The sequence below is a fragment of the Actinotignum timonense genome, assembly GCF_002860685.3.
Classification (GTDB): domain Bacteria; phylum Actinomycetota; class Actinomycetes; order Actinomycetales; family Actinomycetaceae; genus Actinotignum; species Actinotignum timonense.
This window is the reverse complement of record NZ_CP136960.1, coordinates 512,196-537,399: the sequence shown is the minus strand read 5'-3', so window position 1 is coordinate 537,399 and position 25,204 is coordinate 512,196. Positions and strand designations below refer to the sequence as shown.

20 protein-coding genes are annotated in these 25,204 nt (G+C 62.0%); 13 read left to right on the top strand and 7 right to left on the bottom strand.

Annotation, left to right across the window (positions count from 1 at the left end):
• Positions 1 to 102 precede the first annotated feature (102 nt).
• The 8 genes from rpmH to CYJ17_RS02200 all read left to right on the top strand — a co-directional run bounded on the left by rpmH (position 103) and on the right by CYJ17_RS02200 (position 6,103).
• Entirely contained in the window at positions 103 to 243 is a 141-nt protein-coding gene (gene rpmH / locus CYJ17_RS02235) for a 50S ribosomal protein L34 (RefSeq protein WP_039898524.1), read from the top strand.
• On the top strand, positions 244 to 693 hold the full coding sequence (gene rnpA, locus CYJ17_RS02230) for a ribonuclease P protein component (RefSeq protein ID WP_087070158.1): 450 nt from the start codon (positions 244 to 246) through the stop codon (positions 691 to 693).
• Positions 690 to 1,067, top strand: coding sequence for a membrane protein insertion efficiency factor YidD (yidD, locus tag CYJ17_RS02225; protein ID WP_087070159.1), 378 nt, complete (start codon positions 690 to 692; stop codon positions 1,065 to 1,067). Before rnpA ends, yidD begins: the two co-directional genes overlap by 4 nt.
• An 11-nt stretch (positions 1,068 to 1,078) precedes the next feature.
• Positions 1,079 to 2,206: a membrane protein insertase YidC gene (gene yidC / locus CYJ17_RS02220; protein ID WP_087070160.1), complete on the top strand. Its 1,128-nt coding sequence runs from the start codon at positions 1,079 to 1,081 to the stop codon at positions 2,204 to 2,206.
• A 112-nt stretch (positions 2,207 to 2,318) separates the two neighbouring features.
• Positions 2,319 to 2,819 (top strand): Jag family protein, encoded by a 501-nt coding sequence (locus tag CYJ17_RS02215; RefSeq protein WP_016442050.1) that lies wholly within the window; start codon positions 2,319 to 2,321, stop codon positions 2,817 to 2,819.
• A 21-nt stretch (positions 2,820 to 2,840) separates the two neighbouring features.
• Complete coding sequence (gene rsmG / locus CYJ17_RS02210) at positions 2,841 to 3,491, top strand: 16S rRNA (guanine(527)-N(7))-methyltransferase RsmG (RefSeq protein WP_087070161.1); 651 nt, start codon at positions 2,841 to 2,843, stop codon at positions 3,489 to 3,491.
• A 269-nt stretch (positions 3,492 to 3,760) separates the two neighbouring features.
• Positions 3,761 to 4,702, top strand: a complete 942-nt coding sequence (locus tag CYJ17_RS02205) for a ParA family protein (RefSeq protein ID WP_087070162.1) — start codon at positions 3,761 to 3,763, stop codon at positions 4,700 to 4,702.
• Between the two features lie 12 nt (positions 4,703 to 4,714).
• Positions 4,715 to 6,103, top strand: coding sequence for a ParB/RepB/Spo0J family partition protein (locus CYJ17_RS02200; protein ID WP_087070163.1), 1,389 nt, complete (start codon positions 4,715 to 4,717; stop codon positions 6,101 to 6,103).
• A gap of 571 nt (positions 6,104 to 6,674) precedes the next feature.
• Here the strand turns inward: CYJ17_RS02200 and CYJ17_RS02195 are convergent.
• The 7 genes from CYJ17_RS02195 to CYJ17_RS02165 all read right to left on the bottom strand — a co-directional run bounded on the left by CYJ17_RS02195 (position 6,675) and on the right by CYJ17_RS02165 (position 17,074).
• Entirely contained in the window at positions 6,675 to 7,694 is a 1,020-nt protein-coding gene (locus tag CYJ17_RS02195; protein ID WP_244899302.1) for a D-alanine--D-alanine ligase family protein, read from the bottom strand.
• A 27-nt stretch (positions 7,695 to 7,721) separates the two neighbouring features.
• Positions 7,722 to 9,005 carry an aminotransferase-like domain-containing protein gene (locus CYJ17_RS02190; RefSeq protein WP_087070165.1) on the bottom strand — a complete coding sequence of 428 codons (1,284 nt, stop codon included), beginning with the start codon at positions 9,003 to 9,005 and terminating at the stop codon, positions 7,722 to 7,724.
• A gap of 605 nt (positions 9,006 to 9,610) precedes the next feature.
• On the bottom strand, positions 9,611 to 9,952 hold the full coding sequence (locus tag CYJ17_RS02185) for a hypothetical protein (protein WP_143231825.1): 342 nt from the start codon (positions 9,950 to 9,952) through the stop codon (positions 9,611 to 9,613).
• Positions 9,953 to 10,162: 210 nt separating this feature from the next.
• Positions 10,163 to 11,137, bottom strand: a complete 975-nt coding sequence (gene trxB, locus CYJ17_RS02180; protein WP_087070167.1) for a thioredoxin-disulfide reductase — start codon at positions 11,135 to 11,137, stop codon at positions 10,163 to 10,165.
• A 163-nt stretch (positions 11,138 to 11,300) separates the two neighbouring features.
• Positions 11,301 to 14,006 (bottom strand): protein kinase family protein, encoded by a 2,706-nt coding sequence (locus CYJ17_RS02175; RefSeq protein ID WP_143231826.1) that lies wholly within the window; start codon positions 14,004 to 14,006, stop codon positions 11,301 to 11,303.
• 36 nt (positions 14,007 to 14,042) lie between these two features.
• Positions 14,043 to 16,538, bottom strand: a complete 2,496-nt coding sequence (locus tag CYJ17_RS02170) for a DUF6049 family protein (protein WP_145989756.1) — start codon at positions 16,536 to 16,538, stop codon at positions 14,043 to 14,045.
• On the bottom strand, positions 16,535 to 17,074 hold the full coding sequence (locus CYJ17_RS02165; protein WP_026428902.1) for an NUDIX hydrolase: 540 nt from the start codon (positions 17,072 to 17,074) through the stop codon (positions 16,535 to 16,537). Before CYJ17_RS02165 ends, CYJ17_RS02170 begins: the two co-directional genes overlap by 4 nt.
• Before the next feature lie 36 nt (positions 17,075 to 17,110).
• On the opposite strand from CYJ17_RS02165, the gene CYJ17_RS02160 reads away from it, so the two are divergent.
• The 5 genes from CYJ17_RS02160 to CYJ17_RS02140 all read left to right on the top strand — a co-directional run bounded on the left by CYJ17_RS02160 (position 17,111) and on the right by CYJ17_RS02140 (position 25,153).
• On the top strand, positions 17,111 to 18,604 hold the full coding sequence (locus CYJ17_RS02160; RefSeq protein WP_087070171.1) for a CCA tRNA nucleotidyltransferase: 1,494 nt from the start codon (positions 17,111 to 17,113) through the stop codon (positions 18,602 to 18,604).
• Positions 18,601 to 19,899: an MFS transporter gene (locus CYJ17_RS02155; RefSeq protein WP_101595729.1), complete on the top strand. Its 1,299-nt coding sequence runs from the start codon at positions 18,601 to 18,603 to the stop codon at positions 19,897 to 19,899. The genes CYJ17_RS02160 and CYJ17_RS02155 overlap by 4 nt, the downstream gene beginning before the upstream one ends.
• Before the next feature lie 218 nt (positions 19,900 to 20,117).
• On the top strand, positions 20,118 to 21,527 hold the full coding sequence (locus tag CYJ17_RS02150; protein WP_087070172.1) for an AI-2E family transporter: 1,410 nt from the start codon (positions 20,118 to 20,120) through the stop codon (positions 21,525 to 21,527).
• Between the two features lie 170 nt (positions 21,528 to 21,697).
• The gene (locus tag CYJ17_RS02145; RefSeq protein ID WP_087070173.1) at positions 21,698 to 23,992 is read left to right on the top strand and encodes a transglycosylase domain-containing protein; all 2,295 of its coding nucleotides are present in this window, start codon (positions 21,698 to 21,700) and stop codon (positions 23,990 to 23,992) included.
• Positions 23,993 to 24,082: 90 nt separating this feature from the next.
• Positions 24,083 to 25,153: a hypothetical protein gene (locus tag CYJ17_RS02140; RefSeq protein WP_087070174.1), complete on the top strand. Its 1,071-nt coding sequence runs from the start codon at positions 24,083 to 24,085 to the stop codon at positions 25,151 to 25,153.
• The last annotated feature ends 51 nt before the right edge of the window (positions 25,154 to 25,204 follow it).

Here is a 25,204-nt window from a genome sequence, read left to right as displayed (position 1 = left end):
AAAGTCATCTAGTCCATGCGTGGTTCAGCCGCGCGTTATTTGTCAAGAAGGGCCGCCACCACTTGTGGATAAGCCCGTCAATATCTAGTGGAGGGGATCACCGTGGTTAAGCGGACTTTCCAGCCGAATAATCGCCGTCGCGCTAAGGTACACGGTTTCCGCAAGCGCATGTCGACCCGCGCGGGTCGCGCTGTTCTGGCAGCTCGCCGTCGCAAGGGTCGCGCCAAGATTTCGGCTCAGTAAATGCTTCCAGCCGTTCACCGCATGCGGAGTTCGGCGGATTTCGACTCGGCCTTTTCCGGAGCGCGCGGCTCTGCCCGGCGCGTCCAAGTCATCCTCGGCTCCCAGTCGGAATCGACCCTAACCGGCCCTCACCCTGTGCGGGTCGGTTTTGTCGTATCCAAAGCTGTGGGAAATTCCGTGGTGCGGCATCGGGTATACCGGCAACTGCGCCATCTCATGCGTGCGCGCCTACATTTTTTCGACGACGGCGATCTCGTCGTCGTTCGAGCTTTTCCGGCCGCGGCGGGAAGCAGCAGCGCGCAACTCGGTGAAGACCTGGACCGCGCGCTTGCCAAGGCGCGGGCGCAAGCAGCGCGTACGCACGAAACACGCGAATACCAAAGTGTGGATCTAGCAGGGCATACGCAAACAGCAGGCAAGCAAGAAACGCGGGCGGTGAACGCTTCATGACGCAAACGCCGGCAAGCGCGCAACCGGAACGGCAAGGCAAAGAAAGCATGCTGGTACGGGCGGTGCGCTGGTACCAACGCACAATCTCAGCCGCGCGCCCCCCGCGATGCCGCTACGCACCGAGCTGTTCGGCCTATGCGATACAAGCCATACAGATTCACGGGACCGGCAAAGGTACACTTTTAACCGTGTGGCGCTTGCTACGGTGCAACCCGCTGACGAAGGGCGGCGTAGACAGAGTGCCACCGCCGGGTCAGTGGCCAAGCAAACCATTGGACCAAGATGAGCTTCTCGAGCTTTACGCCAAAGAAGACGCCTTAGACGATACGAACAACGCTACGGGCAATCCCAAGCGGGAACACCCAGCAGCGTGAGGAGAAACTAAGTGGATACAATTCTCGCTCCGTTTATGTGGGCGGTCTCGTGGGTGATGTACGGCATCCACGAAGGACTCGTACTCCTGGGAATGAACCAGGGCGCCGGGCCGGCGTGGGTCTGCGCCATTATCGGCTTGACCATTGTGGTTCGTCTGCTCATCTTGCCGCTGTATAACCGGCAGATTCGCGCTTCGCGGGCAATGCAGGTGCTGCAACCCGATATTCAGAAGCTGCAGAAGAAGTACAAGGGGAAGCGCGACCAGGTGTCCATGCAACGCCAGCAGGAAGAACTCCAGGCGCTTTACCGCAAACACGGGGCCTCCCCCATGGCATCCTGCTGGCCGATGCTGGTGCAGATGCCGATTCTCTTCTCTCTGTACCGGGTGCTCATTAACTTCCCCTCTATAGCTAACGGCAAGCGCGGGCCCATTGGGCCGATCACCCAGCCGGTGGCGCAGTCCTTCGAGGACACCACCTTCTTTGGCGCCCCGATGTCCGCCACTATTTCAACCGCGGGCCAATTTGCCAATGCCACGCAGGTACGGATTGTCGCCGTCGTTCTGGTGATCATCATGATCCTCAGCATGTTCTGGACGCAGCGTCAGCTCATGACGAAGAATATGCCGGAACAGAAGGACCCGAATAACGCGGCCCTGCGCATGCAGCGCATGATGCTTTACGGCATGCCGCTGATCTATGTGTTCTCCGGCGCGGTGTTCCCGGTGGGCGTACTCATTTACTGGTGCGCCGGTAACCTGTGGAATATGGGTCAGCAGAGCTGGTTCATTCGCCATAATCCCACGCCTGGTTCGCGTGCCTATATTGAGCGTGAGAAGCGGATCCTGGAAAAGCGCAAGCGCAAGGGTCTCACCGAGGAGGAAATTGCCGAACTGGAAGAGCAGGAGCAGAAGGGCGGCCAGCGCTACCAGCCGATGAGCAAGGAACGCGCGAAGAAAGCCGGGCTGAGTCCGGATGCTTATATGCCGCGCCCCGCGGATGAGGACGAGGATGATAAGCCCGCCGTCGGCAAAGATGGTTTGACGGATGAAGAACGTGCCCGCAAGCGCTACGAACGCCGCCAGGCCGAACGGGCTCGGGCCCGCGCCAAAAAGAATAAGAAAAACCGCGGGAAATAACACCCGGCTACCGGCGTAGAACAAGCTAAACTTAGTCAAAGAAAAGGAACGGACGGGTTGCGCAAAATCTTGGCAGCCCCAGAAGGGGATCCCCCGGATACCAGGAGAAAGAATGAGCGAAACGTCTGAGGATATTAAGAAGCTTGATCGCGAAGGCGATATTGCGGCTGACTACCTCGAAGAACTGCTGGATATTGCTGATCTCGACGGCGATATTGATATCTCGATTGACGAAGATCGTGCCACGATCGCCATTGTCACCGAGGGTGAAGCCGATGAGCGGCTGCGCCGCCTGGTGGGCCGGCACGGTGCCACTCTCAACGCGCTCCAGGATCTGACCCGCCTCGCGGTTCAGGAAAAGACCGGGGAACGCTCGCGGCTCATGCTGGATATTGCGGGTTATCGCGATGAACGGCGCGCCAAGATTGAGGAAATCGCCGCGGAAGCCATCCGCGAGGTGCAGGAAACCGGCGATGAAATCGAGCTGGATCCCATGAATCCCTTCGAGCGCAAGGTTGTGCACGACGCCGCTGCCGCCGCCGGGCTCGTTTCCGATTCCGAAGGTGTGGGCGCCGGGCGTCACGTAGTCATCAAGCCCGCGGACGAAGACTAAGGCGAGGATTAATACGCATATATGGCGGAAGAACATCCTGTGATCGAGGTTCCTCCTGCCGCCGGTGCCGAGCATTTCGGCACGGCGACATGGGGAACCTTGCTTCATTTTGCGCGCCTGCTCGAAGAAGAAGGCGAGGTGCGCGGGCTTGTGGGGCCGCGCGAACTGGGCCGCTTGTGGTCCCGGCACCTGCTCAATTCCCTCGCTATTGAGGAGTTTATTCCGGCGGATGCCACGGTGGGCGACGTGGGTTCCGGTGCCGGTTTTCCCGGAATTGTGCTGGCAATTGTGCGGCCGGACGTGACCGTCACGTTGATTGAGTCCATGGAGCGGCGTACCGAATGGCTGCGCTACGTGGTGGGCGAGCTGGATTTGCGTAATGTGAAGGTCCGGACTGCCCGCGCGGAGCAACTCAAAGGCCGATTCGCGGCGGATATTGTGACCGCCCGTGCCGTCGCGGCACTCAAGAAATTACTGCCGTGGACGATGCCGCTGGTCAAACCTGGCGGACGCCTGGTCGCCCTTAAGGGCGAGCGTGCCGCCCAAGAAATTAACGACGCCGCAGCGCAGTTGCAGCGCTACGGCGCTGCGGAGGTTGCGGTTTATACCGTGGTGCCCGTCGGAACAGACGAGGCTACTCGAGTGGTCGAGGTGGTCAAGAAGGTTTCGTAGGTCAGGCGGGCGTGTTGCTGGGTTGATGGCTTACCGGGCTTGAGAACTTGGTTGTTTGCTACTTAGTTTTCCACGGCTTAGTTGTGAGGCCCGGTTTTATAAGGGACGTATGCTGGATTTATACGGGACGTGTTCCGGTTCGGCCAGGTCTATCGAACATACGTTCGGGATGTGTGGCGCTTGTGGATAACGTCCGTGATGCAGATGACGGCGGCACAGGGACGGCCTGATACCGGCTAGAATGTTCTGAGGTAAGGAGGGCGTTATTTATGAGTGATCCCCGTAAAAAAGTTGGACGTCGTGCTGCGCCGAGTTCGGCACCTTCGCCTGCACCACAGGATCGGGACACTCCGATCGCCCGCGAGCTTCGCGAGGATTTTAAGCGTCTCAAGAAGGTCAAGGCGAGTAAATTCCAGAAGCCTGAACACACTCGCGTTGTTGCGGTGACAAATCAAAAGGGCGGCGTCGGCAAAACCACCACTGCTGTGAATATGGCTGCTGCCCTTGCTCTCAACGGAATGCGGGTCTTGCTGGTCGATGCGGATGCGCAGGGGAATGCCTCCACTGGCTTAGGTATTAGCCCACAGGAAGAACGCAACGACGTTTATGAAGTTTTTAAAGGCGAAGCACGGCTCGAGGATGTCCTTATTCAGCTCGAGGATATTCCGAATCTCTACGTGGCTCCGTCGAGGATTACTTTGGCAGCCGTTGACTTTGAATTAGGCCAGGTGCCAGGGCGTTATTCTATTTTGCGCGACGCGATCCGGGAAACAATGGATAGTTTCGCGGCGCAGGGCAAGGCTTTTGACTTTGTATTTATTGATTGCCCGCCGAGTATGGCGCTGTTGCCAGTGAGTGCGCTGGTGGCTGCTGATGAGGTGCTGGTACCGATTCAGGCGGAATTTTATGCGCTCCAGGGTGTGGCTCAATTAGTGCAGACGGTTGAGGATGTGCGCTCATCTCGCAATGAGAAGCTACATATCTCGGCGTTTATTGTGACGATGGTGGATACCCGCACAAATCTGGCGAAGGATGTATCCGAGGAAGTGCGTTCGCACTTCGGTGACCGGGTGCTTCATACGGAGATTCCTCGGTCCGTGGCCGCTGCGGAAGCGCCGTCCTTCGGGAAGAGTGTACTCACCCACGATCCCCGAAATCGTGCCGCTATTGCCTATCTAGCGGCAGCAAAAGAATTTTCAGCTCTCTCATAGTTAGGATCCATCGTGGCAACTCGCAAACGGCGTGGTTTAGGCAGTGGACTCGGTGCCCTCATTCCACCGGAACAGGCAGAGAATACCGAAAGTCCTATCGATATCTTTTTCGGTACCGCGAAGAAGAAGGACTCGGGTTCGCGGGAGGCTGCGGGCTCACGGCAGCGTGACTCTCAACAGGACGAGGCTAATCCCCTCGATCTTGGATATGGCTCGGCGGACGAGAATGTTTCACGTGAAACATCGGGCGGTTCCAAGCGCACAGCTTCGAAACCGTCAGCTGCTGCATCTAAGAAGAAGGTGGCTAGTAAGAAGACTCAGGGCGGTAGTGGTGCGGCCGGGACACCGGATGGTGTAGTCGAATCGCAGGGCGTGATAACTGGAGCGAAGGCTGTTGGAGCTGAGGGTACTAACGTAATCGAGGAAGCTCCCGTTGTTGAGGTTGGCGCTGTTGCGGCGGGGACTCACGGTGTCGCGGGGACTGACGCAACAGAGCCGAACAATGTTTCACGTGAAACATCGGAAGATGACCTCGTTGCCGTGCCGGGTGCCACCTACGGAGAGATTGATGTCAATGTTATCGTTCCCAATCGAGCACAGCCTCGTACTAATTTCGATGATGACGATTTAGAGGAACTCGCACAGTCGATTAAAGAAGTGGGCGTTCTTCAACCCATTGTTATTCGCCCACTTAGTGACCCTTTGGATAACCATCCGGAAGCTCGATACGAACTCATTATGGGCGAGCGGCGCTGGCGTGCTACCCAACGGGCGGGCTTGACTCATATTCCCGCCATTATTCGGCGTACTTCTGATGAAGATTTGCTCCGTGATGCACTTCTAGAGAATCTACACAGAGCTAATCTCAACCCGTTGGAAGAAGCAGCTGCCTATCAGCAGTTACTTGAGGACTTCCAGTGCACCCAAGACGAACTCGCGAAACGAATCGCACGTTCGCGCCCTCAGATCACTAACACCTTGCGACTTTTGAAACTTCCGGCGTTGGTGCAACGGCGGGTTGCGGCAGGTGTGCTGTCGTCCGGGCATGCGCGTGCTCTTCTTGGTCTTGCCGACGCGGGAGCGATGGAACGATTGGCGCAGCGAATCGTGGCAGAAGGATTGTCCGTCCGCGCGGTTGAGGAGATCGTTGCGCTCGGGGATGAATCGACCCCAGCTTCGGTTCGCCGAGGTCGCGTGAAACGATACGAGAACGAACTGAGCTCGGTTGCAACACAATTGGGTGACCGACTCAATACTCGCGTGAAGGTCGATATGGGCCGCACGAAGGGGACTATGCGCATTGATTTCGGGTCGCTCGAGGATCTCAATCGTATTTTGGCGGTGCTGGCGCCGGATGTCGCTGGTGTAGATATTCCGGATGAGGAAAGTGGCAAGGAATAGACTGCGAGTCTTTCGATTGCGGGGCAATGTTTCACGTGAAACGTTGCCCCGCTTCCTTATTCAAACACCGCTCCTTTATGCGGGGTTGATATTGTTAGCCCTGGCTGGAAAGTAATCGAGAAACTACGCACGACTCATGCAACTTTAGTGACCCAGTATGCGTAGGTTTATATAGGTTTGTGGAGTGATCTGAGCGCCGGTACGGTGCTGTTACAAATATTGGCGACGCTGTTGACGACGGTCGAAAAGTAGCCCAGGACCAACGGTCGAAAAGTAGCCCGATGGAGAAGGACTGGATAGAGGAATTCAACTGCAGGATGTTTCACGTGAAACATCCTGGCCAACAAATTAGCTAGCTCGACTCATTGAGTTTTGAGCGAGTGCTGCAGCGAGACTGCATTGCGTGGAGGGTAGAAGTAGCATATGTATTTTCGCCGGAGGCAACGCATTATTACTACCGCGCTAATCGAGCAATTGAACAGTGTTCGTGGCATTGTGGAAACGAAAGCGGGCAATGTTTCACGTGAAACATTGCCCGCTGCTTGGAGACTTGCCTGGAGTTCCTATGTCACTACTTCGCCATTTCAGGGAGGTCTTCCGGCTCGCTGATATCCCGATCTGCTGCGCGGTGCAGGATTTGCAGGTAGAGCGATTCGGGGCTAGTCCCATTCTCTCGCGCATATGCTTCGACTGCTTGGGGAAGCAGTGAAGTCTCCGTCATCCCCGGTGCAATATTGACATCGATGACATACGGAGTACCTTCTTTGACGATGAGGTCAATCCGGGAAACATCGCGAAGTCGGAGGGTGGTATGCGCCGTGAGCGCGGCTTCGGTAACCCGTGCCTTTTCCTCATCAGAGAGACGAGCAGGTACATAGTACTTAGCGCGGCCAGCGAAGTAGCGCGCGTCGTAATCATAAGGTCCGTCGGTCTCAATTTCGACCGGAGGAAGCGCGATAGGCCCTTCCGGCCCGTCAATAACCGAAACAGAAACTTCCGTTCCGTCGATAAACGTTTCGACATGTGCTTCTTCCCCGTAGGCGAAGCAATCGACCATCGCCCGGGGGAGGTCCCCTGGTTTATCAACAATAGTTACTCCCAGTGCTGACCCGCCCAAATTCGGCTTCACCACCAGCGGGAATTCATAGCGTTCCCCGAGAAGATCAAAAATAGGTGCAACCCCAACCTCGCGGAAAAGAGCTTCTGGGAAGCTGACCGACCACGGTACGGCAAGCCCGGCGTGGCGCAAAAGCGATTGTGCGACCGTTTTATTAGAGGCGATTCGGGCGGCGTTCGCCGTCGACCCTACAAAACGGTACCCGCTGAGAGAAAGCAGATCTTGAAGAGCTCCGTCTTCCCCGGTCGCGCCGTGCACCAACGGCCACACCACCGTAGGGTTCATGGAGCTGAGGCGCTGAAGCAGGGTTGCATCAACATCGAGAACCTTGACCTGCGCGCCTGCTTCCCGCAGGAGTGTGGCGACCCGACGCCCCGAACTCAGCGACACATCGCGTTCGTGCGTGAGACCACCGGCAAGAATAGCAACGGTAAGAATATTGTCCATTTTCCCTCCGGACTTCACTCTACTCATCACTGATGAGAACCGATAGCAATCGAATTACTTCGTTGCCTGTGGCGAGGAATCATCCACGCCGAACATCTGGACCAAGTCATTTTCTTGGCTAATAACTTCGCCAAGCCTGCGCACGCCCTCGGTAATGCGTTCCGGGGTGGGGTAGCAGAAGGACAGCCGCATATGATCAGTACCCTGGCCGTCGGCGAAGAAAGCAGTTCCGGAAACATACGCCACGAGGTTCTTCACCGCGCGGGGAAGCATCTCATGCGCATTGAGGCCGCCAGGCAGTTTGACCCAGGTATAGAAGCCACCGCGCGGCTTATTCCACGTGCACATGGGCATGTACTTTTCGAGCGCGGCCTGCATGGCCTGCCCACGCTCGGCGTACATACCGCGGTATTCCTTCACCTGCTGATACCAGTCATAGGTGCGCAGATATTCTGCGATAGCGAGCTGGCCGAAGGTGGTCGGGCACAGGATCGCATTTTCCGCGGCGAGGGTGAGACGCGCGCTCAGTGCGGCCGGGGCCAACGCCCAGCCCACCCGGAACCCAGGCGCGAAGGTCTTAGAAAAGGATCCCAGGTACACAACGCCGTCCGGGTTGAAGGTCTGGATGGCGGGAATGGGATCGCCGTCGAAACCGAGCAGACCATAGGGATTATCTTCCACGATAAGAACATGGTGTTCATCGCAGATCTCGGCAATGCGCCGGCGGCGTTCCTCGGATTGGCTCACGCCGGCCGGGTTGTGGAAATTAGGGATGGTGTACAGGAACTTGATTGGCTTCCCGACGGCTTCCAAATCCTTGATGGTTTCCTCAAGTTGTTCAGGAATCAGGCCGTTGGCATCCATCTCCACGTGCACCACATGGGCTTGGTACGCCCGGAAAGTTCCCAGCGCCCCAACATAGGAAGGAGCTTCGGCAATAACAACATCGCCCGGGTTGATGAAGATTTGGGAAACGAGATCGAGGGCTTGCTGGCTGCCGGTCGTAATATTGATATCGTCCGGGTGGGCGCGAATTCCTTCGGGCCGCATCACTTCCACGATCATTTCGCGGAGCTCTTCAGTACCCTGGCCACCGCCGTACTGTAGCATTTTGGCGCCGTTATTACGGATGAGCCGTGCGGTCATCTCCGCGAGGAACTCTAGAGGTAGCCCGCTAATATTAGGCATTCCCCCTGCAAGAGACACAACTTCGGGGCGATTTGCAACTGCGAAAAGCTGACGAACCTCAGATTGCTTCATTCCTAAAGCTCGATCAGCATAGACATTGTACCATGGATCAAGTCTGGTAAATCCGGGACCGGCGTGCTGCTCGCCCATACGTTCTCCTTCTCTTTTAACACACTAAGTGTGCCACGCTCGGGGCCGCGATAAAACAATCTCCGCCGGTGTGCTTTGTGCATCACTCAATCGCGGGGCAACCATAGGATTACCACAAGACAACAGCGGGACTACCGCGGCGCTGCCGCAGAAATATCGCCGGTCCGAGCGTGTGAGTCCTATGGGGTAGTAGCGTACCCGCAAAGAAAGGCCCGTGTCAGCACCACGTTTATTCGGATGCCGCGAGTTTCCCGAGTTTCTCGAGTTTCTCGACTTTCGCGAGGCCAGAGAATTGGGCCAGAAGTTCAGCTCGGATCTCAAGTTTGGGAACCAGCCCCGGAAACCGCGCATATTCTTTGCCCTGGTAGATAAGGAGCAGGGTCGGCAGCCATTCGAGCCGCGGGATAAAAGAAGCGACTTCCTCCCACGGATTCGGCGCGTGCGTTTCTGGAATGGCATCGTTCCTGGGGCCAGAATCCGAAGCGCCAGTATCAGTGGCGCGAGTGTCGCCGGAATCGGTATTTTCGGGGTCGCTAACGATGGGATTACTATTCGCGGGGTCACTATCAGCGAGGCCACCACCGGCCGGCTCATCTTCCAGCGGATCAATACCGCCATAACCCAGAGCGTGCTGGATTTGCGCGGGTTACTTCCGCGGAGAGCTCCGAAAAATCGATCTGATGTTCCGGAGCGCCACCGGGCAGGATGTGCTGGATCTCGGCACCCGCCCCGGCAGCAGCGGTGGTTTCGGAGTTGCGCCGCGGGCCTACGGGTGGCTGAGTGAGGACGTCCAGATTGACGCACCATGCGTCGAAGTTTATGTCCGGCATTAAACGATGAAGGTCGACGACGCTCTCCTCGAAAATCACGCGCATTGGCCGATCATAGGGAACCCACGAAGCTGTGAAGAGCAGCAAAGTTGGAACCTCGGGTCGATACGTGGCCATGGCACCTCCTTCCGGCCGAGCGGGTAGGAACCCTAGCCATCATCCTAAACGCGAAACGGCGAGGCGGATCAGTCATCCACCTCGCCGGTTTTCTAAATAAATAAGCAGCACCCCGCGCTGAGGTACGCGAGACGCTCATCGTGTGAGTGTCCCGTAGCGCTCCCACCAAAGAAGTTACGTAGCGCTAGCCTCACAACCCCAACAGAGCAGTTACGCCACGGTCCCACCTGCGGCAGCCTGCTGAGCCGCGAGGTTTTCAAGGTAACGTTCCGCATCGAGAGCCGCCCGGCACCCGGTGCCAGCTGCGGAAATAGCCTGGCGGTAGTACCGATCCACCACATCCCCACAGGCAAAAACTCCGGGAATCGAGGTTTCGGTGTGCGGATGGTTCACGACGATATAGCCGCCGTCGTCCAATTTAAGCTGTCCCTCAAGAATTTCCGTACGCGGGAGGTGACCGATGGCCACGAAAAGGCCGGTCACATCGAGGTTCGAATCTTCCCCGGTCACGTTGTTATGGAGGGTGAGCGCGTTCATGGAACCGCCGTCTTCCCCGCGAATATTGGTGATTTCGCTGTTCCAGTGCATGACGATCTTGGGGTCGGCGAGGAGGCGATCCGCCATGATCTTCGAGGCGCGCAGCTCATCGCGCCGGTGGATAACATGCACCTTGGTCGCAAAGCGGGTGAGGAAGAGGGCGTCCGTGACGGCGCTATCCCCGCCACCCACCACGGCGATTTCCTGATCCTTGAAGAAGAAGCCATCGCAGGTGGCGCAGTAGGAAACCCCGCGGGAGGCGAACATGGTCTCGCCATCCAGACCGAGCTTCTTGTAGGCCGATCCGAGGGCCAGAATGACCGTGCGGGCCCGGAATTCGGATTCATCGGTGCGCACGATCTTGACATCGCCGTTCAGGTCCATGGAGAGGGCGTCGTCGTACTCCATTTCGGCACCGAATTTTTCGGCCTGCTGCTGCATATTGGCCATGAGGTCGGGCCCGAAAATCCCATCCGGGAAACCGGGGTAGTTTTCCACCTCGGTGGTGGTCATGAGTGCGCCACCGGCATCGATGGCGCCGCCGATCACCAGCGGTTTCAGGCCCGCGCGTGCGGTGTACAGCGCGGCGGTCCAGCCTGCCGGTCCCGATCCGACGATGATGACGTCACGAATATCGCTCTCGGTCATATTTCTCCTGTGTTCTTGTGAGTGAGCGTGCCGCGTTGCGCGAGCACACCGCTCCCCATCGGGCACATCATTGGGTACAACGTCCCGGGGTGCATGGCTATTCCCGGCCGCATATAAGCGCTGCCTGTAAACACTGCCCATAAACGCCGCCTGTAAACACCGTTTACTTCACGGTGATCTCAGAAATCTGCAATTTGAACTGCCCGGCTGCATTCTTCGGTAATTCGGTGAACCACAACACCACGTGATCACTGTTTACTGGTGTTGGTGCAGTAAGCGTTGTTTTCGCGCTCATTGGGCCTTCGGTCACCACAGTGCCACCACTGGGTTGATCCGCGGTGGTATCACGCCACTGCACATTCCCGCCCTGGCCGCTCAGCTGCAAGGTCACTTCCTTGACCGTGGAAGGTTTCGCCAAGCGCAGCTCAATCCCGACTCCGTCTTTGAGCAGGCCGAACTTCGGATTGCGCAGGTATTCCCAACTGGCCCATTCCGTTGCCGGATTCTTGTCGATGGCCAGCGGGAGCGTCTTCGGATAATCCTCATCCGCCTCGCTCTTCTGCGGGTTGAGAAGATTCGCCGAAACGATCTGCGGATCCGCGGAGCTGGGCGAGGGCGCGGCACTCGCACTTGGCTGGGCGCTCTGGCCGTCCGAACCCTGCGCATCGGCCGAGGCAGAAGGCGCGGCGGAAATCACCGGCGGGCGGGTGGACACGTCCGTGGGGCGGAAGAAGGTGGTCACCGCGAAGTACAAAGCCACTGCGACCAGGCCGATTGCGCCCGCAACGATAAGCTTGGAGGAATCGAAAATGCGCGATCCGAGGGCCCGCCCATTTTCCTCATCGGCGATAATCGGCCGCGAAGGAGCGGGCGGCCGAGTGGCCGGCTTGCGATCCCCGCGGGTGCGAGCGGCGACTTTCGCCGGAGCGGCACTCGCGCGCGCGGCCGCCGAAACCGAGTGAATACGTGACGCTGCCTGAGGTGCTGCGGGCGCAGGAGCTGTGGGCACGGGAGTGGCGGCTGCGGGAACGGCCGATGCAGCAGCTCCGGCCGCGGCGGCGGACTTATTCGCTCGCTCAGATTGGCCGGCATCTTCCTCATCGCCGACGTTCATAATAGAACGCCGCTGCGGGCTCGCCCCGCTGTGAACACTGTTTATCGCAACCGTGGGAGCGGAATCGCGCTCGCGTTCCGCTGCGGCGGCTTCACGTTCTGCGCTTTCGTGCCGAGCGGCTTCGCGTTCAGCAGCGGCACGCGCGGCGGCTTCGTGTTCCGCCGCCTCACGTTCGCATTCTTCCAGCTCACGTTCCGCTTCGCGTAGCGAGGGGAAATGCGGCTGGAACCGCGGAGTGGCGGCATCTTGAGCGACGACGCCGCCACCGGCAGCATGACCACTGTGGCTATCGATGTTGATCGCGGAAGTTTCTTCAGTCTTGGTTTCTCCACGATCAGCGTAAACAGTGTTTACTTCCGTTTCCTCGATGGACGAATCCGGCGCTGAAGATTGCTCGGCATGAAGCTCCGATCCGGCCGAGGAGCTGGCCTCGGAATCCCGCTCGGTTTCCTCCTCATCGCGGAATTCCTCCGGGGAGACCCACTGCGGGTGGAGCTCCACTTCCGGAGCTGCGGCAATGCCTAATTCGGTATCAACGTCGCCTTCGAAATTCGCCCCGGATACACCTTCGGGATCCAATTCTTGGGATCCGATAGCGGAGGAGGCCGATGCGGCTGAAGGAGCCGCGGAAGTTTCATCGGGTTCGGACGGCCCGCCGGTTTCGGATCCCTTACCAGTTCCGGATAGCTCGCCGGCCGAGATGTCCTCGCTTTCTGGCACTTCTTCTCCGGCGTGCACGCCATCGCCAACTCCGAGAACGGCAGCGGTTGCGCCCGGCCCGCCGAAGTCACCCGAACCGTCAAAGTCCCCAGCTTCACCAGCCTCGCTCAACTCCGCCGCCTCGCCGGATGCACTGGTGGCAGCTGCGGCGTCGTCGTTCTCAGAATCTTCAGCGCCGAAGGAAACGTGACTAGAACCCAAGGTGACGCGGCCAATCGCGCCCCCGCGCACGTGCCCGCCCAGCGGGTCGAAACCGAAACGCGAATCCCCGCCGCCGGGCAGCTGTGGCGCCACGAGCACCGGATCGGGGAATTCCCGCAGGTCAGGCCGGTTGAAGGGCACGAGGCTGCGCAGCACCTCCCCGGGGGAAAGCAAGCGCTCCGGGGAAAGCGTGCGCCGGAAAACCTCCCGAATATCATCGGGCAGCGAATCGTCGCGCGCTAGCGCCTCGAGGGTGGTCTCATCCGCCTGGGCGCCCTCGAGCAGGGTCGCCAGGAACAGCACCAGGTCCGCGGCTTCGGCGTTATTGAGGCTGGCCGGATCGTATTCATCCGTGCGCGCACCGGCCAGAGCTGCGTCAATGCCGATGCCGTCCAGGTACACATCCCCGGCATCGCCCACCCGCACCCGCGAGGGCGTAATACGCAAATGCCGCATACCGCGCCCGGAAACCTGGGTGAGAATCGCGGCGAGCTCGCACACCACTGCCTTGGCCTGCTCGGGCGCGAAACCCTCCCCGTGCACGTAACCGGTGAGCGAGGTGCCCAACGGAATCTCGCTCACCACGAAATTTTCGCCGACGGAGAGCGTGCGCACGATATGTGCGTCGTCGAGCAGCCCGGTGCGCCGCGCCGCATCCAGCGCATCCGCCCGCGTGGGAATATCCCCGATGAGCAGCACCCGCACCGCGGTGCCGAGCGCGTCATCCACGGCGTACCACTGCTCGGTACCCGCAATATCGAGTTGCTCCTCGTACAAATTCTCCAGGCGGTAGCGACCGGCGAGAGTCATGCCCCTGGTTCCGATGGCGCTCACAGTTCCTCCTTGCCGTGCCTCGCGGCCACATTACTCCTATGGTATTTCGTGTTCCTCGCGCAGTTTATCGACGGCGCGCGGCCCGGCTTCTTCCGCCGCGCTAGCCTCACGTAAATTGTGGAGATGTTTTTCAGGGTCGACGCCGCCCGAACGCCGCCCGCTTCGCAGGCTGCGTGCGATCCCACCGAGCAAGAGCACCCCGAGGAGCATGCCAATAATATATGTCCCCGTGGTTTCCCAGCCGGCGCGCACCCGCACATTAATATCCTGCACCACGCCAATCGCGGTGCCCACCGGGTCGGTCACCGCGGCCGTCACCGTGACATTCCCCGAGCCGGAAGCCTGCACCGGCACCGCCACCGTGACGGAGGTGGCCGGCGGGATCGTTGCCGCAACGGGATCGGAGGGCACAATGCGGAAATCTTCGGCGCGCAATTCCACCACCGCGCCCACCGGAACGGGCAGCGAATTATGCACGTGCACGGGCAAATCCGCGTTTTCCGAAATGATGTTAATCGTGGAGGAGGGCTGCACCGTGACGGCACCGGCCATCTCCTCGGCGAGCTGCGTGAGCTGCGCGGATAGCTCCTCACGCTGCGCGTGGTGGTCGCGGAGCGCCACCCCCGCCAGTTGCGCGGCGTGATGGGTGACCGGCCCGGTGATACTAGCGGGTGCCGGGGTAAGAGCAGCGGTGGTGGAAATTGTGGTGACATGAGCATCACCGCGGGCCAGCATTGCCGCGGAAATCTCCCCGGGCAGTACGCGCTCCTCGGGAAGCTGGGCACACCCGGCCGCGGGCGCGTCAAGAAGATCCCCGGCCGCGGTGGGTGCCAACCACGGCGCACTCGTGAGCGCCCCGAGCGCGGCCCCGATATCGCGATCCGGCAGCGCCCCGCTTTCCGGCCGATCCACCAGCACTACCTGGGCGCGCGGCGCGGCGGGAAGCTCCCGGTAGGTGGCAGCGGAAAGCGCGAGGGCCGTTTGGCGGGCATCGATGGCGGAGAGCCGGCTCCCGGCGGCTTCCGGCAAACCTTCCCCACCCCCGGAGGCCAGCACATTTGCCTCGTCTGAACTGGGTAAATATCCCTGCACCAGGGCGGAGAGCACGCCGTCCGCGCGCAGCGCCGCGGCTTCATCCGCATCGGCGGTTTCGTTTGCATCGCCCGCGGCACTCGCCCCTGAATCCTCCGCATCACCGCGAGCCTCGCTGAGCGAACACGTATCACTTCCGTCCGCGGCGAGCGGAATATTCACCCGCCCGCTCGGACTGAGCCAGGAGGCGTGCGTGGCATCCACATCGGTGGTGATGAGCGCCGCGGCCCCCGCATCGCGCAACGCCCGCGCGGTGACCCGATCCACTCCCAGCGCCGTGACCGCAATATCGGACCGCGCCGCGAATCCGGAAGTCTGCGCCGCCTGCACCGCGTCCTGCCGCGCCAGGGCGAGCTTATCTGCACGCCCCGCATGGGTGAGGGCCGCGGCATCCACGTCCGCCCCCAAACCGAAGAACACGCTGGTCCCGGCCGCGGACGCAAAAGTTTGCAACGCGGCCCGCTCCGGATCACCCGCGATGAGCAACGGATCGACCGCGGCACTCACCCCCGGGTGCGCAAAATAGTTCAAAGTCTGCAAGCGGTGGGGCAACTGCCCGGCGCCCGCCGCGGAACCCGAAGGCGAAGAGGGAGCCGAAGCCGTGGGCGTTTTACTTGGGGCCGACGGCGCAGCTGGGGAACTCGCCCCCTGCGAAACCGACGGCGCGGCTGGCGCGGCGCTCGCCGCCGGGTCGGCAGCGGACGTGGCGCTCGCCGCCGGGTCGGCAGCGGACGTGGCGCTCGGCACCGCGGCCGGCGGCTGCGGGCTAGCCGAGGGCGCGGTGAGGCTGGCGTACACCTGCTCCTCGAGGGCCGGGGCGCTGCCCACATCGCTCAGGGAGCGCGTGACCGGCACAATCGCGCTGATGGGGGCAGGCGCGGCGTCGTCGCCCGGAGCAGTGACAATAAAACTACGGTCCGTGGCAGTTTCCCCGTCCACCACGGCACTCACCTGGACCCCGCGCGGCCCCCACTCGGCGGGAATCCGCTCCCGCGGAATCGAAAAGGTGACGCGGGTGGAGGTGCCCGGCGCAATATCCGCATCCGGGGTGAGGGTGTCATACAGGGCCAGGCCGGCGGGTTCCGCGCGCATGAAGCTGAGCACCGCGCTGCGCGAGGAGGGCACGTAGCGCTGGATATAGAGCGAGACCGAATTGAGATGGCGGGTTTCCGTGGTGGAATTCGTCACGGTGGCGGTGAGGGTGAGGGTGGCGTCCGCGCCGAGCACCGGGGCGCCCACGTCCACGATCTCAACGCTGGGTGCGGCGGCCGGGCGCGCGGGAAGAACCTGACCCGGAAGAGCGTGCACGGGCGAATGTTGCGCGGGAAGCGCCCGCGCGGGCTCTAGTTGCGCGGCTAAACCTTGCGCACCCGCCAACCCAACAGCACCCAGCGGCACCCAGGCCGCCACGGCCCCGGCAAGCGCGCCCCGCCACATCATTCCTCCCCCGCGAGAATCGCGCGGGCCGAGGCCACGATACGGCGTTCATTGGGATAGGCGAGGCGGGAGGCCACCCGATCCAGGCGCACCCATTCGGCCTTTTCCGCTTCGTGATCCGGGTCGTTATCAACGGTGATATGCCCGGACATCCCTTCCAATAAAAAGTGGTGCACAACTTTATGGACGCGGTGGTTGGTGCCGGAGAACCAGTAATCAATAGTGGCCAAATGCATGAGCACCCGCCCGGTAATCCCGGTTTCCTCCGCGATTTCCCGCACGGCGGCTTCTTCGGGTGTTTCATTACCTTCCAGGTGCCCCTTGGGCAGGCACCACTCCAGCCGCCCGCCGCGGTTGCGCCGCGCGATCACCGCCACGTAGGCCTTCCCGCCGCGCACCCCGATCACAATTCCCCCGGCACTCGTTTCGTTCACCACCGGAAGAGAGTGGCGCCGCGCAGAAGCCTGGTGCACGGCAGCGGCGCGCCTCCAGGATCTACGGCCCCCGAACTTGGAGGGCAACGGTGCTGACTTCGACATACCTCTAACACTACAACTAACGGTCAGGGCCCCCAGATGTGGCAACCTTTAAGGGTGACCACTTCTCAACAGACTCCGAAGACTCCAACAACGGACGATATGCCTCCGGGCCAGCGCCGCGCCCTCCTGCTCCTGGCAGGCCAGCGCGCCCTGGCGAATATCCCGGACGACATCTTGCAACTAGCTTCTATCTTCTCAGATCACGGCGAAGAATTGGCCCTCGTGGGCGGCCCGGTTCGCGATGCCTTCCTCGGCGCCCCCATTCACGACTTTGATCTCACCACCTCCGCCCGGCCGGAAACCACCGAAAAACTCCTCGCCCAGTGGGGAACCACCTGGGATATCGGGCGGGAATTTGGCACGGTGGGGGCGCGGCGCGGTGACGTCGTCGTCGAAGTAACAACGTACCGCTCTGATACGTACACCATCGGTTCGCGCAAACCCGATGTGGATTTTGGTGACAACCTCGAAGGTGACCTCACCCGACGCGATTTCACCGTGAACGCGATGGCGGTGCGCCTGCCCAGCCTCGAATTGGTGGATCCGTGCGGCGGGGTGGATGACCTCCTCGCCGGGCAGCTGCGCACGCCGGTGACCGCGGCGCAGTCCTTCGATGATGATCCGCTGCGGATCATGCGGGCCGCGCGTTTCGCCGCGCAGCTGCGTTTCGATGTGGCTCCCGATGTGCTGCGGGCCATGGCCGATTACGCCGAGCGCTTGGAGATCGTCTCCCAGGAACGCATCCGCGCCGAACTGGAACGCCTCATGACCGCGCCCGCCCCGCGCCGCGGCATTGAGCTGCTGGTGTACACCGGGGTGGCCGAGCGCGTGCTGCCGGAAATCGCGGCGCTCACCGATACCGTGGATGCCCAGCACCGCCACAAGGACGTGTACCAGCACACCCTCCAGGTGGTCGATAACGCGATTGCGCTGGAGGATGAGGAGGTGCCCGGCCCGGATCTCATCCTGCGCCTGGCCGCGCTGTTCCACGATATCGGCAAGCCGGCCACCCGCCGTTTCGAAAGCGACGGTTCGGTCACGTTCCGCCACCACGATGTGGTGGGCGCGAAAATGACGCGCGCGCGCATGCGTGAACTGCGTTTTGATAAAACGACGACGAAAAGCGTGGCGCGGCTGGTCGAGCTGCATCTGCGGGCTTTCGGATTTGGCGAACACGACTGGACCGATAGCGCGGTACGGCGGTTCGTGCGCGATGCCGGGGAGCTCCTCCCGCGCCTGCTGCGCCTCATCCGCGCCGATATCACCTCCCAGAACCGGCGGCGGGTGGCGCGCCTGCACGCCGCGAATGACGAACTGGAACGCCGCATTATCGAGCTGCGCGAACGCGAGGAACTCGAGGCGGTGCGCCCCGATATTGACGGCACCCGCATTATGGAGCTGCTCGGCCTTGAGCCTGGCCCGCAGGTGGGCAAAGCCCGCCAGTACCTCCTCTCCCTGCGCCTGGACGAAGGCCCGCTGGGTGTGGAGGAAGCCGAAAAGCGCCTGCTGGAATGGTGGGACGCCCAGTGAAACTCGTAGGCGATCTGCGCTCCCTGGCCCGCTCGCGGGGTTTCCTCAAGCTGCTCTCGGTCCGGCTCGTCACCCAGTGCGGGGACGGCATGTTCCAAATCGGCCTGGCCTCGCTTTTCTTCTTCAACCCGGCCGCGAGCGCGGATGTGCACGGGGTGGCGCTTTCCCTCGTGGTGCTGCTGCTGCCCTTCTCCCTGGTGGGGCCTTTTACCGGTCCTTTTATTGACCGGTGGCGCCGCCGCCAGATCCTGGTGTACGGCAACCAGATCCGGGCCGCCCTCACGGCGGCGCTGGTGGTGACCACGCTGGCGAATATCGTGTGGCTGACCTACGTGCTGGCCCTCGTGACCCTCGGGCTCAACCGGATTCTGCTGGCCTGCATGAGCGCGGGGTTGCCGAATGTGGTGGAATCGCGCGAGCGGCTCCTGGTGGCGAATTCCCTGGTGCCGACCCTCGGGGGTGCTTCCACCGCGCTGGGCGCGATTCTGGCCTTTTTCCTGCGGCTGGCCCTGCCCGAGGAGGAGATGCAAAAAGTGGGGGCGCTGGTGTGTGCGCTGGCGCTCTACCTGGGCGGATCGGGGGTGGCGAGCCTGCTGGGGCGCGACGAGCTGGGCCCGCATACCCGCCCGCGCGGTTCTTTCGGCACCGCGCTGCTGGCGGCGGCGCGCGATCTAGTGGCGGCGCTGCGCTACCTCATCGCCCGGCGCACCCCGGCCGCGGCCCTCACCACCATGTCCCTGCATCGTTTCGTATACGGAATGCAGCTCATCACCATCGTGCTGGCCGGCCGCAACCTCTACGCCGACCCAGCCAACGCCGACGCCGGCATCGCCTATTTCGGGATGCTACTGGGCATGATGGTGCTCGGGCACGGGGTGTCGATTATCCTCACGCCCCTCGCCCACGAACGCATGAGCCCGAGCTGGTGGGTGGTATGCGCGCTGGTGGGCGGCACCGCTGGCCAGGCAATCATCGCGGCCACCACGAACCTGACCTGGGTGATGGCCGGGCTCTTTATTTTCGGGATCGGGGTGCAGGGCGCCAAAATCGCGGTGGATACCATCGTGCAATCCGATACCGCGGATGCCTTCCGCGGCCGCGCCTTCTCCATTTACGACGTGCTGTTCAATATCTCGGAATGCGTCGCGGCCGGGGTGGCGATTCTGGTGCTACCGACCATCGGGTGGTCGCGCGAAGTACAGCTCGCCCTCATCGTGATGGTGTGGTGCGTGGCCGGAGCGTACGCGCTGTTCGTGCGCGCGAGCGGCGGGAGGCCCGCACCGGTCACGCCCTAGCCGCGGCTGTTCCGCGCTAACTGCGGTGGTTCCGTTCTAGCTGCCGCGGTTTCGCCCGTGCCGCCGCGTTTGTGGTACGACGCCGCCACCGCGGCCCGCGTGCTCCTTTCCCCGCGGGGCGCGGGAATCCGTGCGGAGCGCGGAAAACTGGCAAGATAAAGACGTACACGACCCGGCGCGCATCCGCCACCGGGACTCCCACCAGGACGGAGGATCCTATGGCCGCCACTCGACCAGGTGATATTCCACGTGATCGCATTGCTCAGGCTATTAACACCCTGCCCACTCAGGTTGCGGGCTCCCGGGCGGGTAGCGATAGCGGCGGTGAGGAGAGCGCGGGAGGGGCGGCGTCGTCGGCCTTAGGGAAGGCAAGCGATGCGGAACATTCCGGTGGCGGCGACCAAGGCGGCTCTGGCAACTCGGAGGCCAGCCGCGGCGCGGATTCAAGTAGCGGCGGGGATTTCGGGGTGAAGCTGCTGCACGCGGCGGCGCTCCTCACCATCGTATGCGTGGGCCTCTACCTCATTCACGATTTTGTGGGGCCGGTGTTCCTGGCCCTCACCCTGGTGCTGACGGTGCGCCCGGTGCATCGCCTGCTGCTGCGCCATCACGTGCCGCGGTGGCTCTCCGGCACGTTGACCGTCTCCATTATTGTGGTGGTGCTCCTCGCGGTGGTGGGTTTGACGGCGTGGTCGCTGGCCGGGCTGCCGCGCACCCTCATGAGCTACGAAGATAAATTCACCCAGCTCTTCCAAGACACCATGACCTGGCTGGAAAGCCTGGGGCTGAGCACCGATCAGCTCAGCCAGCGCCTGGGCGACGTGCTCAATATGGACACGATTATTTCGCTGCTCAGCCAAGCATCCGGGGCGCTTATGAGCGTGGGCAGCCTCATGTTCGTGCTGGCGCTCGCGATTTTCTTTATCACGATTGACACTCTTTCCGTGCCGGCGCGTGCCCATATTGTGCGCGATCACGACCCGGATCTGTACCGCGCCCTGGCCTCCTTCGAGGGCCGGGTGCGCCAATACTGGCTGGTGGCCACGCTTTTCGGGTTGCTGGTCTCCACCCTCAATTATTTCGTGATGATGTGGCTGGGGATTCCGCTGGCGCTGGCCTGGGCGCTGTGGACCTTCGTCACCAATTACATTCCGAATATTGGTTTTATCCTTGGCGTGATCCCGCCGGCGCTCATGGGGCTGGTGGATAGCGGGCCGGCCACCGCGCTGTGGATTCTGGTGATTTTCACTTTCCTCAATGTCACGATTCAGGGCGTGCTGCAGCCGAAGATCGTGGGGGATGCGGTGGGCTTGTCCACCACCGTGACCTTCCTATCGCTCCTGTTCTGGGCGGTGGTGCTCGGGCCACTCGGAACTATTCTTGCTGTTCCGCTCACCCTGTTTGTCAAGGCGATTTTCGTGGATTCGTCGTCGCGTTCGCGCTGGGTGGAGGCTTTCCTGGTGCCCGAATCGAATGCGAAAACCCGGGCGGAACGCGGCATTTACGATCTTGATGAGCCGGTGCGGGAGATCTACCGGGATTTCACCTCGCGGGATTCCGAGGTGCGGACCAAGATGCGTGACCTGCGGAAGATTTCGCGGCGTCGTAAGAAAGGGATCCGCGGGTAGCTGCGGCTCCGGTGCCGCGCAATTGCGCTTCGGCGCGGGGCGGCGCGGTTCGACGCGGGGCGGCGGGCCGCAAGCGCCACGGGTAGCTTGGACCACGCGGGTTAGCCACGAGCGCGTGACCTGAGGCAGACTAGATACGCGGCGCGACCACGCGCCGGTAGGGAGTAACGATGGCTGGAACGCGAACGGGTCGGACACAGAAGGGGCGCGCACGCACGCAAGCGGGGCGCAATGCCGCTCCCGCGGGGCGCGCCGGTGCGCGTCAGACCGAGGCACGCCGGGGCGGAGGGCGGCAGGGCGGAATGCGGCAGGGCGGAACGCGCCGCAAGCGCTCGATATGGAACTACCCGCGCCGCGGCAAAGGGCCGATTCACCGCTGGATTCCCTCGTGGCGTTTCGTGCTCGGGCTCTTCTTCACCCTGGGCTTCGGCGGCCTGGTTGCCCTGGTGACCCTCTACATTTTCCTGCCCGTGCCCAGCCCCGATGACGTTGCGACCGCGGAAAAAACCACTCTCTACTACCGCGATGGCAGCACCGAATTGGGCAGCATGTACGAGGTGAACCGCACTCCGGTCCCTCTGGAAACCCTGCCGGATTACGTGGGGAATGCGGTGGTTGCTTCCGAAGACCGCACCTTCTACTCCAATTCCGGGATTGACCTGGGTGGCATCGCGCGCGCCGTCGTTAATAATATTCGCGGTGGGGCGCGGCAGGGCGGCTCCACCCTCACCCAGCAGTACGTCGAAAATTACTACCTGGGCACCACCACCGATTACATCGGCAAGGTGAAAGAAGCCGTGCTCGCGGTCAAGGTGGACCGCAATTCGTCCAAACAGGACATTCTGGAAAACTACCTCAATACCATTTACTTCGGGCGCGGGGCCTACGGGATTGAAAGCGCGGCCCAGAACTACTTCGGGATTCCCGCCGCGCAACTGAGCCTGGACCAGGCCGCGCTGCTCACCGCGGTTATTCCCGCGCCTTCCGCCTGGGATCCGGCGGTCGACCCGGAGCGGGCCGCGCAGCGCTTCGACCGGGTTATTAACCGCATGCTTGAGGACGGCTATATCACCGCCGAGCAGGCCGCGGCCGCCACCATGCCCGCGACCATCGACTACGTTGCCGCCAAACAATTCAGCGGCACGAACGGGTATCTTTTGGCCGCTGCTCAGCAGGAGCTCATCGCCACGGAGAAGTTCACCGAGGACAGCCTCAACCGGGGCGGCTATACGATTGTCACCACAATTGACCCGACCATGCAGCAGGCCGCGGTCGACGTCGTCAATGCGCTCCCCAAGGACCGCCCGGAGAATAATTACGTCGGGATGCTTTCCGCGGATCCTTCCACCGGCGGTATTTACGCGATGTACGCCGGTGCGGACTACCAGGAACGCCAGCGCAATACCGTCACCCAGGATCGCGCCCAGGCCGGATCGACCTTCAAGCCCTTCGGCGCGCTCGCGGCCCTCAAGCAGGGCAAATCCATCGACGGCACCTATTACAATTCCCCCGCGGAACTAAAAATTGGCGATATCACCATCAGTAATTTCGACGACGCCAATATGGGCACGATCAATATGCGCACCGCCACCGCGAACTCGGTGAATACCTACTACGCGCAGCTCAACGAGGAAGTGGGGCCGCGCAATACCCGCGCCGCCGCGATTGAAGCCGGGATCCCGGAAACTACGCCGGGCCTGGATAATTCCCTCACGAATGTGCTCGGCTCGGCCTCGCCCACCAATAAGGAGCTCACCCAGGCCTTCGCCGGTTTCGCGAACCGCGGGGTGAGTGTGCCCCTGCATCTGGTCAGCGAGGTGCGCGACGCGCAGGGCACCGTGGTGTACCGCGCGGATACCGCCGGCAAGCGGGTGCTCGATCAGCGCGTTGCCGATAATCTCAACGAGCTGCTCCAGGAGCCCACCGGCCCGCGCGGGACCGCGGATCGGGCCGGGCGCCTCGGCTTCCAGGTAGCCGGGAAAACCGGCACCTCCACGGATCTGAAATCCGCGTGGTTCGTGGGCTACAACCCGAAGATTATTACCACGGTCAATATGTTCCAGATCGGGCCGAACGGTGAGGAAGAATCGCTGGGCGGCTGGGGTGCCTACCCGTGGGGTATCGGCGGGAACGGCTACCCGGTGGATATGTGGGTGGACTTCATGAAGGCCGTGACGGGCGAGATGGATCTGCCGAAGTTCCCCGAACCGGAACTGATTGGGGACAAGCGCCCCAGTTACCGCCCCACGCGCCCCGAACCGGTGGAAGAAGTAACGACGACGCCAGAACCGAGCGCGGAGCCCACCGAGCAGCCAGCGCCGGCCACCCAGGAGCCGGAGCCCGAACCGAGCGCAACAGTGCCCCCGGAGCTGCAGCCCACCCGGATGCCCGCCCCGCCCACGGAAACCATCCCGCTGCCCACCGAGCCGGCCGAACGCGAGCGCGTTCCCGGCGCGGTTGGTTAGGAGCGGGCTAGTGGGTTCCCGGAGCGGGCTAGTGGGCTAGTTCGCTCCGCACTCTCGAAGTGTGAGCCACCCGCGTTTTAGACTGGATCCATGAAGATCTATCCCTTCTGGGCGCGGGAAAGCGCCCCGGTATCTACCACCTCGGGGCCGGCCACGGTGGCGCAATGGGGCTGGTCCGCGAACTCGGAAGAGGAAGCGCACAAAGTCGCGTGGGCGCGGCTGCATCGCCTTGTTGATCGCATTGCCGAACTCGGTCATTTTCCCCGCGAACGCCAAGCCCGCGCGGAATACTACCCGGGCACCCCGCTGCGCGAAGAAATCCTCGCCGTGCTCAGTGAAACAAACGGCACCCCCACCTGCGCGATCACCCGGAACCGCTACGGAGCCGAAGTCCTCAACACCGCCGATATCCTCATCGCGGACGTGGACGTTCCCGAATTAGAAGAAGCGGCCCGCGCCCGCGGCCGTAACCGGGCTGGCGGAAGGTCGGCCGGCTCCAGCAAACCCGGCTTTTTCGCTCGGCTTTTCGGTTTCGGCGCGAAGAAGCAGAAGCGGCCCACCGGATCGGCTTTTGATCCCGCACCGGAACCGGCATCGACTACCGCATTGCCCGCAGCACCTGATCCCGCCTCCATCCCGGGGCTCATCACCGAAACGGCGCCGGTACGCCAGTACATGATCGAAGCCGAGCTCATCGCCTTTGACCGCATCGAACACTTCGCGCGCCTCAATGCGGCCTGGCCGATTTTCGTTTACCGCACCTTCAAAGGCTTCCGCGTCATCGTGGCGGTGGAGGGCATCGCCGCGGACTCCGGGGAAGCGCAGATGATCCTCAACCAGCTCGGTTCCGACCCGCTCTATATGCGCCTGTGCCGGGTGTACGAATCCTACCGGGCGCGCCTGACCGCCAAACCCTGGCGAGTCGGGATGGCGGCGCCGGCCGTGCGCTGGCCCGAGTACGATGCGTCGTCGGCGCTATGCGATCCGGTTGCGCGCGAGAAAATGCAACGATGGTTGGAACAGTACGACGACGCCCGCGCCGGCCACGCCACCACGCGCTTCCTTGCTGCGTTCGGGCCCGCTCCTACCGGGCGTGCCGCCCAGGTGGTGGAGCTGCACGCGCGTGTGACCGGAGCGGAGTCCGGCCTACCGCTGGCCTAAAGCTGGTTCACCGGGTGCCCCAAGTTGGGCCTGCCGCGTGCCTGCGGCCTA

Excerpts from the sequence above, each read along its gene's own strand:
- CYJ17_RS02170 (WP_145989756.1), bottom strand. The coding sequence starts at position 16,538 with ATGATGTGGCGGGGCGCGCTTGCCGGGGCCGTGGCGGCCTGGGTGCCG.
- CYJ17_RS02205 (WP_087070162.1), top strand. The coding sequence starts at position 3,761 with ATGAGTGATCCCCGTAAAAAAGTTGGACGTCGTGCTGCGCCGAGTTCG.
- CYJ17_RS02140 (WP_087070174.1), top strand. The coding sequence starts at position 24,083 with ATGAAGATCTATCCCTTCTGGGCGCGGGAAAGCGCCCCGGTATCTACC.
- trxB (WP_087070167.1), bottom strand. The coding sequence starts at position 11,137 with ATGACCGAGAGCGATATTCGTGACGTCATCATCGTCGGATCGGGACCG.
- CYJ17_RS02165 (WP_026428902.1), bottom strand. The coding sequence starts at position 17,074 with ATGTCGAAGTCAGCACCGTTGCCCTCCAAGTTCGGGGGCCGTAGATCC.
- CYJ17_RS02195 (WP_244899302.1), bottom strand. The coding sequence starts at position 7,694 with ATGAGTAGAGTGAAGTCCGGAGGGAAAATGGACAATATTCTTACCGTT.
- rnpA (WP_087070158.1), top strand. The coding sequence starts at position 244 with ATGCTTCCAGCCGTTCACCGCATGCGGAGTTCGGCGGATTTCGACTCG.
- rsmG (WP_087070161.1), top strand. The coding sequence starts at position 2,841 with ATGGCGGAAGAACATCCTGTGATCGAGGTTCCTCCTGCCGCCGGTGCC.
- CYJ17_RS02185 (WP_143231825.1), bottom strand. The coding sequence starts at position 9,952 with ATGGCCACGTATCGACCCGAGGTTCCAACTTTGCTGCTCTTCACAGCT.
- CYJ17_RS02215 (WP_016442050.1), top strand. The coding sequence starts at position 2,319 with ATGAGCGAAACGTCTGAGGATATTAAGAAGCTTGATCGCGAAGGCGAT.
- CYJ17_RS02160 (WP_087070171.1), top strand. The coding sequence starts at position 17,111 with ATGTGGCAACCTTTAAGGGTGACCACTTCTCAACAGACTCCGAAGACT.
- yidD (WP_087070159.1), top strand. The coding sequence starts at position 690 with ATGACGCAAACGCCGGCAAGCGCGCAACCGGAACGGCAAGGCAAAGAA.
- CYJ17_RS02145 (WP_087070173.1), top strand. The coding sequence starts at position 21,698 with ATGGCTGGAACGCGAACGGGTCGGACACAGAAGGGGCGCGCACGCACG.
- CYJ17_RS02190 (WP_087070165.1), bottom strand. The coding sequence starts at position 9,005 with ATGGGCGAGCAGCACGCCGGTCCCGGATTTACCAGACTTGATCCATGG.
- CYJ17_RS02150 (WP_087070172.1), top strand. The coding sequence starts at position 20,118 with ATGGCCGCCACTCGACCAGGTGATATTCCACGTGATCGCATTGCTCAG.